Genomic DNA, 17,154 nt, shown 5'->3' on the forward strand with positions numbered 1-17,154 from the left:
GATCGGTGAACCGGTTCTCCGAAATCTATTGAACCGGTTCTCCGACTCGGTTAGGCTCGCCACGACTACCGGACGGACCGCCTCAGCGGGCGCCCCGGAGGGTCTTCCCGGCGCGAGCGCTCCGCTCGTCCCGACCGTATTCAGAGAGGAATACCGTGAAGAACAGCATCCGACGGGCCGCAGGCGCCGCCTCCCTCGTCCTCATCGCCGGAGTCGCCCTCAGCGCGTGCAGCGCACAGGGAGCGGGCGACGACTCGTCGAAGTCGCTCACTCTCTGGGACAGCTTCACCCAGTACGACGCGTCCTCCCCCTACGGCCAGCTCCTGGCCGGCTGCGAGGCCTCGACCGGGATCACCCTCGAGCGCACCTCCGACCCCGACCTCACCACCAAGCTCCTGCAGTCGGCCGCGTCGAAGACGACGCCGAACCTGGTCGTCCTCGACAACCCCAACGTCGCGAAGTTCGCCGACACCGGCCTGCTCGTCGACAACGCCGCCTCCGGGCTCGACACCAGCGACGTCCTCCCGAACGTGCTCGCCGCCGGCCAGCTGGACGGGAAGACCTACGGCTCGTCGATCGGCTCGAACACCCTCGCGCTCTTCTACAACAAGGCGCTCTTCGAGGCCGCCGGCGTCACTCCGCCGACGACCTGGGACGAGCTGACCACCGCCGCGAAGGCCCTCACCGCGGGCGACGTCACCGGGCTCGGCTTCTCCGCGATCGGCACCGAGGAGGGCACCTTCCAGTTCCTGCCCTTCTTCTGGGGCTCCGGTGCGACCCTCGAGGACATCTCCTCCGACGACGCCGTCTCGGCGCTCGCGCTCTGGACCGACCTGGTGAAGAGCGGCTCGGCCTCCCAGGCGAACGTCAACGCCAACCAGCAGGACGTCCGCGACCAGTTCCTCGCGGGCAAGCTCGGGATGATGGTCAACGGCACCTGGCAGCTCTCCGCCCTCGACGAGGCGGGCATCGACTACGGCGTCGTGCCGATCCCGGCGAAGGACGGGGGAGCGGCACCGAGCCCGCTCGGCGGCGAGTTCGTCGAGGTGGTCGCCTCCGACGCCGCGAAGCAGACCCTCGCCACGGAGTTCGCGCAGTGCGTCATCCAGCCCGACAGCCTGAAGGCCTGGGCGGCCGGCCAGTCGTACATCATGCCGTACGCCGACGCGGCCGCCGAGCAGGCGACCGAGGACCCCGCGCTCCAGCCGTGGGTCGAGGCCATCTCGGTCGCGCAGGGACGCACCAGCGACCTCGGCGTCGCCTACCCGGACACCTCGAAGGCGCTCTGGACCGCGATCCAGGAGTCGCTGACCGGCTCGAAGACGCCGCAGGCGGCCCTCGACGACGCCGCGGCGAGCCTGAAGTAGCGGCCGCATGACCGACCCCGCCGTGCTCACGGCGCCGGTCGCGGGCGGGGCGGCCACCAGGCCGCCCGCCCGCCGCCGACCCCGCTCCCACCTCCGCCTCGCCGCAGCCGCCTTCATGGCGCCCGTGGTGATCTTCCTCGCCGTCTTCTTCGTCTACCCGATCATCCGCGGCGTCGTCCTCAGCCTCCAGGACTTCGGACCGTCGTCCTTCGTGACCGGGATCGCCCCCTTCGTCGGCTTCGACAACTACGTCACGGTCGTCACCGATCCGATCTTCGCGAGCATCGCCTGGCACACCGTGGTCTTCACCGTGGTCTCGCTGGTGGGCCAGTTCACGATCGGCATGGCCCTGGCGCTGTTCTTCAGCCGCCGGTTCCCGCTCTCGGCGACGTTCCGCTCCCTCATCCTGCTGCCGTGGCTCCTGCCGCTGATCGTCTCGGCGACGGCCTGGCGCTGGATCTTCGACCAGCAGTTCGGCATCCTGAACGCCGCGATCGGCACGCCGGTCGGCTGGCTGACCGATCCGTCCGTCTCGCTGTGGGCGGTCATCATCGCCAACATCTGGCTGGGCATCCCGTTCAACATGGTGCTGCTGCACGGAGGCCTGCAGGGCATCCCCGAGAGCCTCTACGAGGCCGCGGCACTGGACGGCGCCTCGCGCTGGCGGTCCTTCTGGAGCATCACCTGGCCGCTGCTGCGACCGGTGACCTCCGTCACGCTCCTCCTCGGCCTCGTCTACACGATCAAGGTGTTCGACGTCATCTGGATCCTCACCAAGGGAGGCCCGGCCAACAGCTCGCACACCCTCGCGACGTGGGCCTACGAGCAGTCCTTCACCGACCTGCAGTTCGGAGTCGGAGCGGCGGCCGGCCAGATCCTCGTGATCGTCGCCCTCGTCTTCGGCGTGATCTACATCCGCGCCCAGCGCAAGGAGGACCTCGGATGAACCGGCACACCACAGGGCTGCGCCGCGGGATCGACGTGGTCATCGCGATCGTGCTCTGCGGCTTCCTCCTCTTCCCGCTCTACTGGATGGTCAACGTCTCGCTGACCAAGCCGCAGAACCTGATCCAGACCCCGCCGAGCCTGTTCCCCGGCGACCCGACGCTCGACGGGTACGTGCAGGCGTTCTCGACGCAGCTGCCGAACCTCATCACGAGCCTCGTGATCTCGATCGGCTGCGTGATCCTGACGCTGGCGATCGCCCTGCCCGCCGCCTTCGCGATGGCGAAGTTCCGGGTGCGGGGGACCGGCGTCGTGATGTTCGTGTTCCTCCTCGCCCAGATGATCCCCGGGATCGTCCTGGTCACCGCGCTGTTCGCGATCTACAACGCGCTGGGGCTGCTCAACACCTATCCGGGCCTGATCCTCGCCGACGCGACCGCCTCCGTGCCGTTCGCGGTGATCATCCTCCGGGCCTTCATGCTCGGCATCCCAGACGAGCTGATCGAGGCCGCGCGGATCGACGGTGCGAGCAACTGGCGCTCCTTCGTCTCGATCGTCATCCCGCTGAGCCGGAACTCGATCGTGACCGCGGGCCTGTTCTCGTTCCTGTTCGCCTGGGCCGACTTCCTCAACGCGAACTCGCTCACCTCGGGCAACAGCATCGTGCCGTTCACCCTCGGCCTCTACCGCTACATCGGATCGACCACCACCAACTGGAACGGGATCATGGCGACCGCCGTGATCGCCTCCATCCCGGCCGCCGTGCTGCTGATCGTGGCCCAGCGCTACGTCGCCGCCGGGGTCACCGCCGGCGCGGTCAAGGACTGAGCGCCGTGCCCGACTCGAGGAAGCAGGAGCACATGGACACCGACGCGTTCGCGCTCGAGGGGGACCGCCTCGTCTGGCGCGGCGACGGCGAGACCGTCGTCGTCGAGCCGTGGGGGAGGGACAGCGTCCGGGTCCGCGCCCGCCGGTCCGGGGAGGTCCTCGACACCGACTGGGCGCTGATCGCCCCCGAGCGCCACGCGCCGGAGGTCTCGATCGAGGGACCGCGGGCGACGCTGCGCGCCGGCGGCATCACCGTCGTCCTCGAGCAGCAGGAGGGCTACGGGTACCAGACCGGCTACCACGAGCTCTCCTGCTCCCTCTCCTTCTACGACCGTCGGGGGGAGCTGCTCTTCCGAGAGCTCGGGAGCGGGGGAGCGCTCAAGCTGCGCGCCCGCGAGCAGCGTCCGCACCTGGGCGGCGACTTCCGGCTGACCGCGCTGTTCGAGACGTCCCCCGACGAGAAGCTGTACGGGATGGGGCAGTACCAGCAGGACATCCTCGATCTGAAGGGCTGCACGCTCGAGCTCGCGCACCGCAACTCCCAGTCGAGCGTCCCGTTCGTGCTGTCGAGCCGCGGCTACGGGTTCCTCTGGCACAACCCCGCGATCGGCCGCGCGACTTTCGCAGCCAACCGCACGGAGTGGTCCGCCGAGTCCTCCCAGCAGCTCGACTACTGGGTGACCGCGGGGGAGACCCCGGCCGACATCACCCGGGCCTACGCCGACGCGACCGGGCACGTCCCGATGATGCCCGAGCACGGCCTCGGCTTCTGGCAGTGCAAGCTGCGCTACTGGAACCAGGAGCAGCTGCTCGAGGTCGCCCGCGAGCACCGGCGCCGCGGCCTGCCGATGGACGTGATCGTGGCCGACTTCTTCCACTGGCCGCACATGGGCGACTTCCGCTTCGAGGAGGAGTTCTGGCCGGATCCGTCCGCCATGGTCGCCGAGCTGCGCGAGCTCGGGATCGAGCTGATGGTCTCGGTCTGGCCGCAGGTGTCGGTCGAGTCCGAGAACTACATCGCGATGAAGAAGGGGAACCTCCTCGTCAAGGCCGAGCGGGGCCTGGACCTGCACATGCAGTTCGAGGGTCCGAGCGCGTTCTACGACGCGACGAGCCCCGCCGCCCGGAGGTTCGTCTGGGAGGCGTGCCGGCGCAACTACGGCGAGCACGGGATCCGGCTCTTCTGGCTCGACGAGGCCGAGCCCGAGTACGGCGTCTACGACTTCGACAACTACCGCTACGCCGCCGGCCCCGCCGTCCAGGTCGGCAACCTCTACCCGCAGGCGTTCTCCCGCGGCTTCTTCGAGGGGCAGAGCGAGGGCGGGGAGACCGCGATCGTCAACCTCGTCCGCACCGCGTGGGCGGGCAGCCAGCGCTACGGTGCGCTCGTGTGGTCGGGCGACATCCACTCGACCTTCGCAGACCTGCGCCACCAGATCACGGCCGGCATCCACATGGGCGTCGCGGGGATCCCGTGGTTCACGACCGACATCGGAGGATTCGCCGGGGGAGACCCGTCGGATCCGGAGTTCCGTGAGCTCCTCGTGCGCTGGTTCCAGTTCGGCGCGTTCAGCCCGGTGATGCGCCTCCACGGCGACCGCGCGCCGTCGGCCCCGGTCACGGCCGCCGACGGGACCCGCCGCGCCGCGACCGGAGCCGCGAACGAGGTGTGGAGCTTCGGCGAGGAGGCCACGCCGATCCTCACCCGCCTGCTGCATCTGCGCGAGACCCTGCGCCCCTACACGCGCGAGGCGATGCGGGAGGCGCACGAGCTGGGCCAGCCCGTGCTGCGCGCGGTGTTCCACGAGTTCCCGGGGGACCCGGAGGCCTGGGATCTGGCCGACCAGTACCTCTTCGGCTCGGACCTGCTGGTGGCTCCGGTCACGCACGCCGGAGCCGTCTCCCGACGGGTCTACCTGCCCGCCGGGGCGCGCTGGACGGAGCTCTCGACGGGCGCCGAGCACGAGGGCGGGCAGTGGATCGTCGCCGACGCGCCGCTGGCCGTCATCCCGGTCTTCGCGCGCGACGGCCGGCAGGCGCACCTCGTCGGGCAGCTCTGAGCGGAGGCTCCCCGCTGACCGGAGGGTTCCGCCGCGAGGAGCGCCCCCGCGTCAGCCCGTCCCCGCGAGCCAGAAGTCGACCGCGTCGGGGGACGGGCGCCCGGCGACCCGGACGACGTCGCCGAACTCGAGCACGCTGTCCGGATCCTCCTGGACGGCCGGCCACCGCTCGCGGCCGGCGGCGTCCGGATCGCCGTGGGAGACGAACGCGAGCCAGCGCGCGGTCATCTCCTGCTCGAGCCGGCGGTCGACGTCCGTGTAGTCGGCGTCGCCGTCCGCCCCGAGGTTCCCGTACGCGTACATCACCTCGGCGCCGTGGTACGCGCCGAACCGCTCGAGTCCGCTCTCCGGGGGAGTGCGCGTGAAGATGTAGGCGTGGACGCCCGCCCGCCCGGTCCGGGCGGCCGTCAGCGCCCAGAGCCGCATCGGGGCGGTCATCGTCCGGTCGCTGTCGGCGCGCAGCCGGGAGTCGACGACCTGGTCCTCGACGGCACCCGGGTACAGCGCGAGGAATCGGTCCGCGTCGTCTCCGTGCTCCCGGCGCACCTCCTGCTCGTAGGCGTCCGGATCCGGGTCGACGCCTCCCAGCAGATCGAGCGAGGTCTCGTCGGAGTTGCTGCCGAGCAGGAGGGGGACGTCGTTCTGCCGACCGGCCTCGTAGACGGCGAGCGGCGTGTCGGGGAGGACGACGCCGTCGATCGAGGGCCACCAGTGCTGCGAGAGGCCCGCGGCGGCCGCGACGATGCGCTCGGCCGGCAGGGCTCTCATCTCGGCGAGGCTCGCCCCGCCGAGGGCCTCGCTCAGGCGCGCAGCCGCCTCCCGTGCGGTGGCGGCGTCGTCGTAGAGGTCGCCGGCCTCGCGATCTCCCGCCGACCCCAGGCATCCTCCGCTCTCCCCGATGATCCCGTGGAGGAGGCCGGCCGCGAGGGGCGAGGCCCCGAGGATGCAGGCGCTGCCGGAGCCGGCGGACTGGCCGGCGACCGTCACCCGCCCCGGGTCCCCGCCGAAAGCGGCGATGTTGTCCTGCACCCACTGCAGAGCGGCGACCTGGTCGAGCAGTCCCTGATTCCCCGGGGTGCCGCCGCCGAGCACATCACCGGCGAGGAAACCGAGGACGCCCAGACGGTAGGCGACGGTGACGACCACCGCGCCCCGGGAGGCGAGCGCCGCGCCGTCGTAGGCGGGGAGGGCGCCGGACCCCGAGACGAACGCGCCGCCGTGGAGGTAGACGAGGACCGGGCTGGAGTCGCCCGCCCCGCCGGCCGGCGTCCAGATGTTCAGGCGGAGGCTGTCCTCGTCCGTCGCGTACCCGCCGAGGAGCGTCTCCTCCAGCGGCAGGTCGAGCACGCGGGTCGCCGCTCGGGAGAGGAACGTCGGCTCCGGCTGAACGGCGGAGGGGCCGAAGTCGTCGGCCACGAGGGTCGCCGACCGCTGCGGGGCCGGGCGGGGCGCCTCCCAACGCAGCGGGCCGACCGGGGGAGCGGCGTAGGGGATCCCCGCGAAGGCGTCGACCCCGGCCGCGGCGTCATGCACACCGACGACGTCGCCCTGCCGGGTCGTGACCGGGGCGGTGTGCGGACCGGCGAGCGTCCGCGTCGCCGGGAGAGGACCCGCGGCGAGCGCGACGGCTCCGACGAGCCCTGCGGACGCGACCCAGGCCGCCGTACGCAGCATCCAGTGCCGGTGCCGCCAGCTCCTCGAGACGGCCGCGATCAGGACCGCGGCCGCCGCGACGACGAGCCACCCCCACCACTCCACCCGGTTCAGCCAGGCGAGGACCGCCCCGATGAGCACGACGGTCGCGGTCGGCAGCCACGGGGACCGTCGCCGTCGAGGTTCGGGCGTTCCAGTTTTCGATACGGTATGCATTGGAAACGAAACGTACTGAAAAGGCCCGTTCAGCGCAAGGATCCGAATAGGCTGGGGGCGTGGTCACAGGTGAGCAGGCTCCGGTCCGGCGGAGGAGCGAGACGCGACGACGTCTCCTCGCCGCGGCCGCCGAGCTCTTCGAGAGCACGGGCACCATCGGCCAGCGCGTCGAGGACATCTGCGCGCAGGCGGGCTTCACCCGCGGCGCGTTCTACTCGAACTTCGCCGGTGTCGACCAGCTCTTCCTCGCACTCCACGAGGAGCAGGCCGCGAGAGTGTGGGGGAGCCTGCAGGAGGCCCTCGACGTCCAGCTGCAGGAGGAGCACCGCGCGGCGACCCTCGACGGCGCCGTCCGCTCCCTCCTCGACGCGCTCCCGTCCAGCCGCGAGTGGTTCTCCCTGCGGTCGGTGCTCCTGGCACGCGCTGCCGCGGACCCGGAGTTCGCCGAGCGGATGATGATCGACGACGACCGCGTCTCGCGCGAGCTGGGCGAGCGCTTCGCCGCCCTCGCCGCCGTGCACGGCCGCGTCCCCGCCGTCGAGTCCGCCGTCCTGGCGAAGGCGGTCGTCGCGGCGCACGTCGGGTCGGTGAGCCAGTGGCCCGTGGACACCAGCGCCGAACTCACGCAGCGCATGGTCGTCGCCGCGGTGATCCGAGGCCTCACCGTCGAAGCGCCCGGTCTGCCATCGGAGCGCGGCGGCGATCGATGACGTCCTGTCGCAGGAGCGTTGAGGGGAGCCGATCGCCATCCCTGCAGAACGGGACTTCGGTCGAACTGACATAATGTGCATTATCGGATAACGGCGGAAGGGCCGGACGGACCGGGATTGAGGCCGCCCGACGGTCCGGAACGTCATCAGCGGATCGGCGAATGCTCCACCCACGCCTCGACGTCCTCGTACCAGCACGTCTCGGTCGAAGTGTCGAATCGCGTGACCAGCCGCAGCCGCGGATCGACGGTCATCGTGCCGCGGACGCCGTCGTCGGCCTGGTGTCGAAGACGGATCACGGTGAGCGCGCCGTCGATCGACGCGCCGGTCATCCGGTACCCGTCGCTCGGCCGTCCCCAGACCGGCAGGTTCAGCGGGAAGGCCAGGCGGGCCGCCAGCGGCTCCGGCAGCAGCTGCCATCGGTCCAGCGGACGCTCCTCGCCCCCGGAGACGTACCGGCCGGTCGGGGCGTCGTACGCGTCGACCGTCCCGGTGCGCTCGTCGACGCAGGAGAACGACGCCTCGACGGGCCGCACCTCCAGTCGGTAGGTCTCGGTCCTCTCGGGCGTGCGCCGGAAGGCGCGGCACCGGAAGGGCGAGCGCCTCCTCCAGTTCGCCATCACCGCGACGGCGTCGAGGAGGATGCTCGTCTCGCCGTCCCTGTCGAGATCGCCGCTCCGCCCGGCGGCCGCCGCTGCCGATGTGCGGAACCCGTCGGCGCGGACGGACTCCCCCGATGCCGGTCCGCTGCCGTCCATCGGAGTCATCCGTCGAGGATCGCAGACCCGCGCGCCGGGGTCATTCCGCGAAGGCGATCAGGCGAAGTCGGAGATGTCGCCGACGAGGCGGGTGTTGTCCGCGGGGATCGGCTCGACGGCCGCCAGAGCGACCTCGGCCGCGAACTCCTGCACGTTGTACAGCTTGCCGGCCGACTCGCGACGCGAGCTGATCGCGCCCGGGTTCGCGCGCTCCAGCAGGGTCGCGGTGATGGTGCCCTCGATCATGTCGCCCGAGACGACGACGAACTCGATCCCGCGCTCGGCGAGCTCACCGATCCGCTCGCGCAGGGCGTCCTCGCCGGCGCGCTTGGAGAGCGCGACGGGCTCGTACTCGGGCATCGTGGGCGTGGTCCGGATGAAGTGCGCCTGGTGGCTCGTGACGAACACGACACGGGATCCCTCGGAGAGCAGCGGCAGCGCCGCCTCGAGCACGGCGACCTGCGAGTCGCGGTTGAGGACCATCGCGTAATCCTCCCCCATGTTGCTCTCCATGCCGCCGGAGGCGTTCAGGACGAGCACGTCCAGACCTCCGTACTCCTTCTCGATGCGCGAGAAGAGCTCGGCGCGCGACTCGGCGTCGGTGAGATCGGCGCCGACGGCGATGGCGGTGCCGCCGGCTTCGACGATCTGCGCGACGAGCTTGTCGGCGCGCGGCGCCTTCGAGCGGTAGTTGACGACGACGCGGGCTCCGGCCTCGGCCAGGTAGCGGACCGTGTCGGCGCCGATGCCGCGGGACGACCCGGTGACGAGAGCGCGCTTGCCGTCGAAGGAGCCGGGGGCGAGGGGATTGGACACGGGTATTCCTCCAGAACGCCGGCTCGGAGACCGGATCGGGCACGATGACGGGCCACGGCCCGACGGAGGAGTCTACCAAGGGCCTCGAGACCGTCGGCGCACCCCCTCTCCCAGCCCTCGTCCGGGGGGCGTTGATAGCCTGGGAATGCTCGTCGAGGGGAAGGAGCACACAGCATGGACGCTGTCACCCAGTACGCGTGGATCCTCTGGCTCGCGCTGATCCTCATCTTCGTGATCGTCGAGATGATCACTCTCGAGTTCACGTTCCTGATGCTCGCCGTCGGCAGCATCGGCGGACTGCTGACCGGGCTGGTCGGGGCTCCCTTCTGGGTCCAGGTCCCCGTCGCAGCCGTCCTCGCCGCCCTCCTGCTGTTCACCGTCCGGCCGCCGCTGCTGCGGCTGCTGAAACGGGGCGGCGATCCCACCCCCAGCGGAGCGGACGCTCTCCTCGGGCTCTCCGGCAGCGTCGTCCTCGCCGGCCCCGGAGCCGGCCAGGTCAAGCTCGCCAACGGCGAGACCTGGACCGTCCGCCTGTCCCCGCTCGTCGAGGACCGCACACTCGGAGTCGGCGAGAGAGTCGTCGTCACCGCCATCGAGGGCGCGACCGCGATCGTCGTCCCCGCCGAAAGGAGCACACCGTGACACCGTCCTCCGTCGTGACCATCGTCGTCGTCGCCGCCGTCGTCCTCTTCGCCCTGGTCGTCCTCTTCCGAGCGGTCCGCATCATCCCCCAGGCCACCGCCGGGGTCGTGGAGCGCCTCGGCAAGTACCACAAGACCCTGCTGCCGGGCCTCAATCTCGTCGTGCCGTTCATCGACCGGGTCCGCCCGCTGATCGATCTGCGCGAGCAGGTCGTCTCGTTCCCGCCCCAGCCCGTGATCACGGAGGACAACCTCGTCGTCTCGATCGACACGGTCGTCTACTTCCAGGTGACGGACGCCCGCGCGGCGACCTACGAGATCGCCAACTACCTCGGCGCGGTCGAGCAGCTGACCACCACCACGCTCCGCAACGTCGTCGGCGGCCTGAACCTCGAGGAGGCGCTGACCTCCCGCGACAACATCAACGGGCAGCTGCGCATCGTCCTCGACGAGGCCACCGGCAAGTGGGGCATCCGCGTCGGACGCGTGGAGCTCAAGGCCATCGACCCGCCCCTCTCCATCCAGGACTCGATGGAGAAGCAGATGCGCGCCGAGCGCGACCGTCGAGCCGTGATCCTCACCGCCGAGGGCACCAAGCAGTCCCAGATCCTGAACGCCGAGGGTCAGCGCCAGGCCGCGATCCTCGCTGCGGAGGGCCAGGCGAAGGCGGCGGTCCTGCGGGCCGAGGGTGAGGCCAAGGCGATCACCACCGTCTTCCACGCCATCCACGAGGGCCGCCCCGACAGCGAGCTCCTCGCCTACCAGTACCTCCAGACACTCCCCAAGATCGCCGAGGGCAGCGCGAACAAGCTCTGGGTCATCCCGAGCGAGCTCACCGAGGCGCTGAAGGGCATCGGAGGAGCGCTCGGCCAGCGCGGCCAGTCCGCCCCGGCGGTCCGCCCACAGGACGCGGCACCCACGTCGGCGCCTGCGGCTTCCGCGCCTGCCGCATCCGGGTCCGTCGGCTCCACGCCTGTCGTGCCCGGATCCGACACGTCCGCCCCCTTGGCGGCCGCGACGACCGACGGAACCCCGGACTCCGCGCCCACTCCCCCGCCGCCGGCCGTCTGAGCCGCGGACCCGGTCCGCGATGCGCGCCTCCGAGCCACCCCTCGTCCTGAGCGGGCCGATGCCCCGGGTGATCGCGCATCGTGGATTCGGCCCGCCGGCCGAGGGCAACACGCTCGCCGCCTTCGAGCGCGCCCTCGCCGCGGGTGCGGACCTCCTCGAGACGGACGCGCGCGCGTCCCTCGACGGGGTCGCCGTGCTCGTCCACGACGCCGAGGTGATCGACCGCTCCGGCCGCCGCCACGTCGTCGCCGCCACCCGGTGGGAGGAGCTCGCCGACCTCCGACTGGCGGGCGGCGCCCGGCTCGCCTCTCTCGAGCAGGCCCTCGCCGCACTCCCCCGCGCGCGCTTCAACATCGACGTGAAGTCGCGGGACGCGATCGACCCGGTCGTCGCGGCGGTGTCCGGCGCCGCCGCCGCGGAGCGCGTCCTGATCACCTCGTTCTCCGAGATCCGTCGAGCAGCGGCCCTCCGCCGTCTTCCCGGCGCCGCGACCTCGGCGTCGGCGGTCCGCTTCGTCGTCGCCCTGGTCGCCGCCCACCTCGGCGCCGCCCTCCCCGTGCGTCTCGCTCTCCGCGGCATCGACGCGCTCCAGGTGCCCGAGCGCGCGCTCGGCCTCCGCGTCGCCGAGCCGCGGATCCTCGCCCGGCTGCGGGTGACCGGCTGCGAGATCCACCTCTGGACCATCGACGATCCGGAGCGGATGGAGCAGCTCCTCGCGCTCGGGATCGACGGGCTCGTGACCGACCGCACCGACCTCGCCCGAGCGGCCGTCGACGCCTTCCTCAGCGCCCGTCAGCCACGCCCTCAGGAACCGCGGAATACGCCTCCGACCTGAGGATTCTCTGGCAATGGCAGGGACGGGAAGACCACCTCCAGGTACGACGTTGACACTGGGGAAGCACAGCGAGAGGAGACCACACAATGGCAGATCGAAGCTTGCGAGGAATGCGGCTCGGATCCCAGAGCCTGCAGAGCGAAGAAGGCGTCGTCTTCTCCCCGCGATCGACGTACGAGTACCACTGCGCGAACTGCGGCCACGACACCGACATGGTGTTCTCGGCCGATGCGGAAGCACCGGAGACCTGGGAGTGCCGCTCCTGCGGTCACGAGGCCACTCTGATGGTGGACTCGAAGCCGGTCGTCGTGGACAAGGGCGAGCAGAAGGCTCCGCGCACCCACTGGGACATGCTGCTCGAGCGCCGGACCCGCGCGGAGCTGGAGGAGCTGCTCGAGGAGCGGCTCGCCTATCTGCGCGCCAGGCGTGGCGAGCACAAGATCGGCGCGTAGCGCCGGTCAGCGGGAACGGCGTCGCGGCTCGCGCGTCCTGAGGACGAACGAGACCATGCCGATGAGACCGGCGGCCAGGAAGTACCAGCCGAGGTCTCGCGCCCACACCAGAGCCGGGGTCGTGGTGGAGCTGAGGGGGACCTCGTCCACCATGGCACCCGGCTCGAACCATGTCAGGGAGTCGATCGTCGCGCCGTCCGGCCCGATGATCGCACTCGTCCCGACGGTCGAGATGTTGACCACGCTGCGCCCGGTCTCGATGGCCCGCAGGCGAGCGATGGCGAGCTGCTGGACGCTCTCGTCCGTCCGGCCGAAGTCGGCGTTGTTGGTCTGCCCGAGGATGACCTGGGCTCCCCCGTCGACCATCGCGTTCGTCAGCGCGTCGTCCGAGATGTCGAAGCAGATCGCGATGCCTGCGAGGACGCCGTTCACGTCGAAGACGTTGGGACGGGTGCCGATCGAGTAGTCCCGGCTCACCAGGTCGACCAGGTCCGGAGCGAACATCCGCCAGAACGCGCGGTCCGGCATGTACTCGGCGAACGGGACGGGATGCACCTTGTCGTAGACCTGCGTCGCCCCCTCCCCCGCCTTCCAGAGCAGCGAGCTGTTGTAGAAGACGTCGTCCGAGGGGTTCGTGATCGTGCCCACGACGAACGGCGCGTCCATCGTCCGGCTGAGGTAGTCGAGGACGGCGGCCGACTGGGCGTTCCGGGTCGGATCGATGTCGACGCCGTTCTCGGGCCACACCACCATGTCGACGTCCTGATCGAGGATCGGCAGCGTCGCCGAGGTGTGGTCCTCGAGGATCTGCCCGCGGTAGCTCTGCGAGAACAGGCCCGCATCGGAGTCGCCCTGGACGGCGGCGATCCGGGTCGTGCCCTCCGTCGGTGCCGGCCAGGCGGGGAACACCAGCGCCACGATCGCGAAGCCCGCGAGAGCGCTGACGCGAGAGAAGGCCGGGACGGACATCTCGCGGACGGCCTGCGCGAGCACGGCCGCGAGGAACGCCACCACGAAGCCGAGGCCGGCGAAGCCGATCCACGCCGCGAGACCGGCGAGCGGGCCGAGGGACTGCGAGATCGCGAGGCGGCCCCAGGCGAAGCCGCCGTAGGGCCAGACGCTGGTGATCGACTCGCGCCCGATCCAGAGCGCCGCCAGGAGGGCGGGGAGGCCGACCATCCGGCCGAGCGGTCCCGTCCAGACGCGGTGGCCGCGCGTGGAGACGACCGCCATCAGCCCCGCGGAGAGCGCGAAGAAGATCGCCTGCAGGCCGGCGAGGGCCGCCCACGGGACCGGGCCGAGGTAGAGGGTCAGCCACTCGATGTGGACGCCCCAGAAGACCGCTCCGCCGACGAGGCCGACGAGGCTTCCGCTCCAGAAGCCGCGCCCCCCCAGCGCGAACAGGATCGCCGCGGCGCCCACGATCGCCAGCGGCCAGACGTCGGAGTCGGGGAAGCCGCGGTCGAGCACGGCGCCGCCGAGGGCGGCGAGGGGCAGCGCCACCCACAGCGGAACGGTCCGCCCGTCGGGCGGAGGAGCGACCGGCGTCATGCGACCGTCGAGTACGCGACGATGCCGCGGCGGACCAGGTCGAGGGCGGTCCGGGCCGCGCGGCCGACCTTGCCCTCGGCGACGACGGAGAGCTGATCGAGGAGGTCGATGGTCTGCTTCGCCCAGCGCACGAAGTCGCCGGCGGCCATGTCGGACTCGCGGAGCACCATGTCGAGCGGCATGCCCTTGGCCCACATGTTCATCGACAGCGCCAGGCTCGTCGAGATCGGGTTGCTGCCCGGCAGGCGGTGCTCCCGCTCGACGTCGTCGAGCCGGGCCCACAGAAGCTGGGTCCTCTCCAGCGCCTCGGGGAACGCGCCGCGGGGCAGGAACTGCTCGCCGAGCGTCCCCTCCTCGCGTCGCGGCTCGAAGACCAGGCAGCACGCCATCGCCGCGAGGCCGGCCGGATCGAGCTCCGTCCACGCCTGCTTCCGGAGGCACTCGGCGACGAGCAGGTCCCGCTCCCCGTAGATCCGGCGGAGCGTGCGACCGTTGGGCGTCAGCGAGAGCTCGCCGACCTCGTCCCGGCGGAAGTAGCCGAGCTCGAGCAGCACGTCCGTGATGTGGTCGAAGATGCGGGCGACGGCGCCGGTGCGCGAGCGGATCTGGCGCTCGATCTCGTCGGTCTCGCGGCGCAGCTTCCACCAGCGCTCGGCCCAGCGCGCGTGCTGCTCGCGGTCGGAGCAGGCGTGGCACGGGTGCGCCTTCATCCGACGCCGCAGGCTCGTGAGCTGTCCCTGGCGCTTCTCGCGCTCGGCGTGGGAGGCCGACTCGCCGCGCACCGCGCCCCGGCGCTCGAGGTCGCCGATCTCACGGCGGATCGCCGCGTACTGCTCGAAGTCGCCCAGGTGGCACTGCATCGCCGTGACGTAGCCCGCCATCGACTCCTCCTGCTGGCGGACCCGGCGGGCGAGATCGACGACGGACCGGTCGGCCTGGAACTGCGCGAACGACGACTCGAGGATCTCGCGCGTGCGCACCCGCCCGAACTGCTCGATCAGGTTCGCGGCCATGTTGTAGCTGGGGCGGAAGCTGGAGTTGAGCGGGTAGGTCCGCCGGGAGGCGAGGGACGCGACCGCCTGAGGGTCCATCCCGCCGCGCCACTGGATCACCGAGTGGCCCTCGACGTCGATGCCGCGTCGGCCCGCCCGGCCGGTGAGCTGGGTGTACTCCCCCGGTGTGATCGGGACGCGCGCCTCGCCGTTGAACTTCTCGAGCTTCTCGAGGACGACCGTGCGGGCCGGCATGTTGATGCCGAGCGCGAGCGTCTCGGTCGCGAAGACCACGCGCACGAGCCGGCGCAGGAACAGCTCCTCGACGACCTCCTTGAAGGCGGGGAGCATCCCGGCGTGGTGCGCGGCGACGCCCCGCTGGAGTCCGTCGAGCCACTCCCAGTAGCCGAGCACCGCGAGGTCCTCGTCGCGGATCGTCCGGCACCGCTCCTCGACGATCGCGCGGATCTCGTCGCGCTCGTGGCGCTCGGTGAGGCGCACGCCCGACCGCAGCACCTGGCGCACGGCCTGGTCGCAGCCCGCACGGCTGAAGACGAAGAAGATCGCGGGGAGGAGGTTCTTGCCGCGGAGGATCTCGACGACCTCCGAGCGCAGCACGAGCTCCTCGGTGCGCTGCTCCGGGTAGCGGCCGAGACCGCCTCGGCCGTTGCGGCCGCCCCTGCCGCCGCGCTCGACCCGGGAGCCGCCCTGGGCCATGCGGGCGAGCTCGGGGTTCACCCGGTTCGTCGCCGCCCGACCGGAGGAGTCGAAGAGATCGACCAGCTTGCCGCCCACCAGGACATGCTGGTCGAGCGGGACGGGCCGCTCCTCGGAGACGATGACCTCGGTCTCGCCCCGGACGGTCTGGAGCCAGTCGCCGAACTCCTCGGCGTTCGACACGGTCGCGCTGAGCGAGACCAGCCGCACGCGCTGCGGGAGGTGGATGATGACCTCCTCCCAGACGGCGCCGCGGAAGCGGTCGGCGAGGTAGTGCACCTCGTCCATCACGACGTAGGCGAGGTCGCGCAGGAGGTCCGAGTCGGCGTACAGCATGTTGCGCAGCACCTCGGTCGTCATCACGACGATGCGGGCGCGCGCGTTGACGTTCGAGTCGCCGGTCAGCAGGCCGACCTCGGAGGCTCCGTAGTCCTCGACGAACTCCTGGAACTTCTGGTTGCTCAGCGCCTTCATCGGCGTCGTGTAGAAGACCTTGGCCGTCGGGTCCTGCATGGCCAGGTGGATCGCGAACTCGGCCACCGCGGTCTTGCCGGCGCCGGTGGGCGCGGCGACGAGGACGCTGTGGCCGTCGTCGAGCGCGCTGCAGGCCTCGTACTGGAAGGGGTCGAGGTCGAACGCGAGGGTCGAGCGGAACACCTCGACCCTCGCGTGGCCCTGGCGCGTCCGGAACGCGGCGAACCGCTCGGCGGGAGACGGTCCGGTCACGCGGGCAGGTCGGAGGGGCTGCCGTCGAACACCAGCTGGCGCTTGGCGGCGCGCCGGTCGTGCAGGATCGCGATCCCGCAGGCGAGGAAGAACAGGAAGATGATCGGGATGGCCAGGAGGAACATCGAGATCGGGTCGGCCGCGGGGGTCGCGATCGCCGTGAAGAGCACGATCGCCATGATCGCGATGCGCCACGACTTGAGGATCAGCATGCCGGGGAGGATGCCGAGGAAGTTGAGGAGCACCAGGAAGACGGGCAGCACGAAGGCGATGCCGACGACCAGCACGAGCTTGAGAACGAACTCGTAGTAGATCTTGGCGTCGAGGAAGCTCGCCGCGTTGCTGCCGGTGAAGCTCGTCAGGAGCTCCACGATGTGCGGGAACACGAACCAGCCGGCCGCGCAGCCCGCGAAGAACAGCGGGATGGCGGTGAGGATGAAGCCGAGGCCGTACCGCATCTCCTTGCGGGTCAGGCCCGGGACGAGGAACGCCCAGATCTGGTACAGCCAGACCGGGCTTGCCAGGACGATGCCCACCGTGATGGCGATCTGCAGCCGCAGGTCGAAGGCACCGGCGATCGTCGGGAAGTTGAGGATCGCCTCCTTGCCCTGGGTGGAGGCCACCTCGGAGATCGGAGCCTTGAGGGCCTCGAAGACCCACTCCGAGACGAACCACCCCGCGACGCACGCGATGACGATCGCGATCGCCGACTTGAAGAGCCTGTTGCGAAGCTCGACGAGGTGCGCCCCGAGCGACATGCGCCCGTCGGGGTTCTTCGTCCGCTTCGTCCGTGGCTTCTTCGGTGCCACGGACGTC

General features: G+C 71.0%; 15 protein-coding genes. 9 read left to right on the plus strand and 6 right to left on the minus strand.

The window, feature by feature from the left end:
- The first annotated feature begins 155 nt into the window (after positions 1 to 155).
- The 4 genes from C5C54_RS04495 to C5C54_RS04510 are packed head-to-tail and all read left to right on the plus strand — an operon-like array spanning position 156 to position 5,200.
- Positions 156 to 1,367 (plus strand): extracellular solute-binding protein, encoded by a 1,212-nt coding sequence (locus tag C5C54_RS04495; protein ID WP_104222048.1) that lies wholly within the window; start codon positions 156 to 158, stop codon positions 1,365 to 1,367.
- Between the two features lie 7 nt (positions 1,368 to 1,374).
- The gene (locus C5C54_RS04500) at positions 1,375 to 2,313 is read left to right on the plus strand and encodes a carbohydrate ABC transporter permease (protein WP_104225253.1); all 939 of its coding nucleotides are present in this window, start codon (positions 1,375 to 1,377) and stop codon (positions 2,311 to 2,313) included.
- On the plus strand, positions 2,310 to 3,140 hold the full coding sequence (locus C5C54_RS04505) for a carbohydrate ABC transporter permease (protein WP_104222044.1): 831 nt from the start codon (positions 2,310 to 2,312) through the stop codon (positions 3,138 to 3,140). Before C5C54_RS04500 ends, C5C54_RS04505 begins: the two co-directional genes overlap by 4 nt.
- 32 nt (positions 3,141 to 3,172) lie before the next feature.
- Positions 3,173 to 5,200: a TIM-barrel domain-containing protein gene (locus C5C54_RS04510; protein WP_104246851.1), complete on the plus strand. Its 2,028-nt coding sequence runs from the start codon at positions 3,173 to 3,175 to the stop codon at positions 5,198 to 5,200.
- A gap of 51 nt (positions 5,201 to 5,251) precedes the next feature.
- Here the strand turns inward: C5C54_RS04510 and C5C54_RS04515 are convergent, their stop codons facing one another.
- Positions 5,252 to 6,994: a carboxylesterase/lipase family protein gene (locus tag C5C54_RS04515; protein ID WP_219812155.1), complete on the minus strand. Its 1,743-nt coding sequence runs from the start codon at positions 6,992 to 6,994 to the stop codon at positions 5,252 to 5,254.
- A gap of 134 nt (positions 6,995 to 7,128) precedes the next feature.
- Here C5C54_RS04515 and C5C54_RS04520 point away from each other — a divergent pair, with 134 nt between their 5' ends.
- Positions 7,129 to 7,779 (plus strand): TetR/AcrR family transcriptional regulator, encoded by a 651-nt coding sequence (locus C5C54_RS04520; protein WP_104283647.1) that lies wholly within the window; start codon positions 7,129 to 7,131, stop codon positions 7,777 to 7,779.
- A gap of 146 nt (positions 7,780 to 7,925) precedes the next feature.
- Here C5C54_RS04520 and C5C54_RS04525 read toward each other — a convergent pair whose 3' ends face one another.
- Positions 7,926 to 8,546: a hypothetical protein gene (locus C5C54_RS04525; protein ID WP_146078791.1), complete on the minus strand. Its 621-nt coding sequence runs from the start codon at positions 8,544 to 8,546 to the stop codon at positions 7,926 to 7,928.
- Between the two features lie 48 nt (positions 8,547 to 8,594).
- On the minus strand, positions 8,595 to 9,353 hold the full coding sequence (locus tag C5C54_RS04530) for an SDR family oxidoreductase (protein WP_104246827.1): 759 nt from the start codon (positions 9,351 to 9,353) through the stop codon (positions 8,595 to 8,597).
- Between the two features lie 174 nt (positions 9,354 to 9,527).
- Between C5C54_RS04530 and C5C54_RS04535 the strand changes: the two genes are divergently transcribed.
- The 4 genes from C5C54_RS04535 to C5C54_RS04550 all read left to right on the plus strand — a co-directional run bounded on the left by C5C54_RS04535 (position 9,528) and on the right by C5C54_RS04550 (position 12,352).
- Positions 9,528 to 9,995 (plus strand): NfeD family protein, encoded by a 468-nt coding sequence (locus C5C54_RS04535; RefSeq protein ID WP_104246826.1) that lies wholly within the window; start codon positions 9,528 to 9,530, stop codon positions 9,993 to 9,995.
- Between the two features lie 14 nt (positions 9,996 to 10,009).
- Positions 10,010 to 11,065: an SPFH domain-containing protein gene (locus tag C5C54_RS04540; RefSeq protein WP_374953135.1), complete on the plus strand. Its 1,056-nt coding sequence runs from the start codon at positions 10,010 to 10,012 to the stop codon at positions 11,063 to 11,065.
- 58 nt (positions 11,066 to 11,123) lie between these two features.
- Positions 11,124 to 11,900 (plus strand): glycerophosphodiester phosphodiesterase family protein, encoded by a 777-nt coding sequence (locus tag C5C54_RS04545; protein ID WP_258063223.1) that lies wholly within the window; start codon positions 11,124 to 11,126, stop codon positions 11,898 to 11,900.
- 86 nt (positions 11,901 to 11,986) lie between these two features.
- Entirely contained in the window at positions 11,987 to 12,352 is a 366-nt protein-coding gene (locus C5C54_RS04550; RefSeq protein WP_068207052.1) for an RNA polymerase-binding protein RbpA, read from the plus strand.
- A gap of 6 nt (positions 12,353 to 12,358) precedes the next feature.
- Here C5C54_RS04550 and lnt read toward each other — a convergent pair whose 3' ends face one another.
- From lnt to tatC, 3 genes are read right to left on the minus strand one after another with little or no spacing between them, the layout of a single operon-like run.
- Complete coding sequence (gene lnt, locus C5C54_RS04555) at positions 12,359 to 13,903, minus strand: apolipoprotein N-acyltransferase (protein WP_104287891.1); 1,545 nt, start codon at positions 13,901 to 13,903, stop codon at positions 12,359 to 12,361.
- The gene (locus C5C54_RS04560; protein ID WP_104287892.1) at positions 13,900 to 16,338 is read right to left on the minus strand and encodes an RNA helicase; all 2,439 of its coding nucleotides are present in this window, start codon (positions 16,336 to 16,338) and stop codon (positions 13,900 to 13,902) included. Before C5C54_RS04560 ends, lnt begins: the two co-directional genes overlap by 4 nt.
- Positions 16,335 to 17,147, minus strand: a complete 813-nt coding sequence (gene tatC / locus C5C54_RS04565; protein ID WP_374953280.1) for a twin-arginine translocase subunit TatC — start codon at positions 17,145 to 17,147, stop codon at positions 16,335 to 16,337. The genes C5C54_RS04560 and tatC overlap by 4 nt, the downstream gene beginning before the upstream one ends.
- Between the last annotated feature and the right edge of the window lie 7 nt (positions 17,148 to 17,154).

Source organism: Rathayibacter sp. AY1F2 (genome assembly GCF_002930885.1).
GTDB lineage: Bacteria > Actinomycetota > Actinomycetes > Actinomycetales > Microbacteriaceae > Rathayibacter.

Bases quoted from the DNA above. Each gene is read 5' to 3' on its own strand.
- lnt (WP_104287891.1), bottom strand. From the start codon at position 13,903: ATGACGCCGGTCGCTCCTCCGCCCGACGGGCGGACCGTTCCGCTGTGG.
- C5C54_RS04500 (WP_104225253.1), top strand. From the start codon at position 1,375: ATGACCGACCCCGCCGTGCTCACGGCGCCGGTCGCGGGCGGGGCGGCC.
- C5C54_RS04550 (WP_068207052.1), top strand. From the start codon at position 11,987: ATGGCAGATCGAAGCTTGCGAGGAATGCGGCTCGGATCCCAGAGCCTG.
- C5C54_RS04525 (WP_146078791.1), bottom strand. From the start codon at position 8,546: ATGACTCCGATGGACGGCAGCGGACCGGCATCGGGGGAGTCCGTCCGC.
- C5C54_RS04545 (WP_258063223.1), top strand. From the start codon at position 11,124: ATGCCCCGGGTGATCGCGCATCGTGGATTCGGCCCGCCGGCCGAGGGC.
- C5C54_RS04505 (WP_104222044.1), top strand. From the start codon at position 2,310: ATGAACCGGCACACCACAGGGCTGCGCCGCGGGATCGACGTGGTCATC.
- C5C54_RS04535 (WP_104246826.1), top strand. From the start codon at position 9,528: ATGGACGCTGTCACCCAGTACGCGTGGATCCTCTGGCTCGCGCTGATC.
- C5C54_RS04510 (WP_104246851.1), top strand. From the start codon at position 3,173: ATGGACACCGACGCGTTCGCGCTCGAGGGGGACCGCCTCGTCTGGCGC.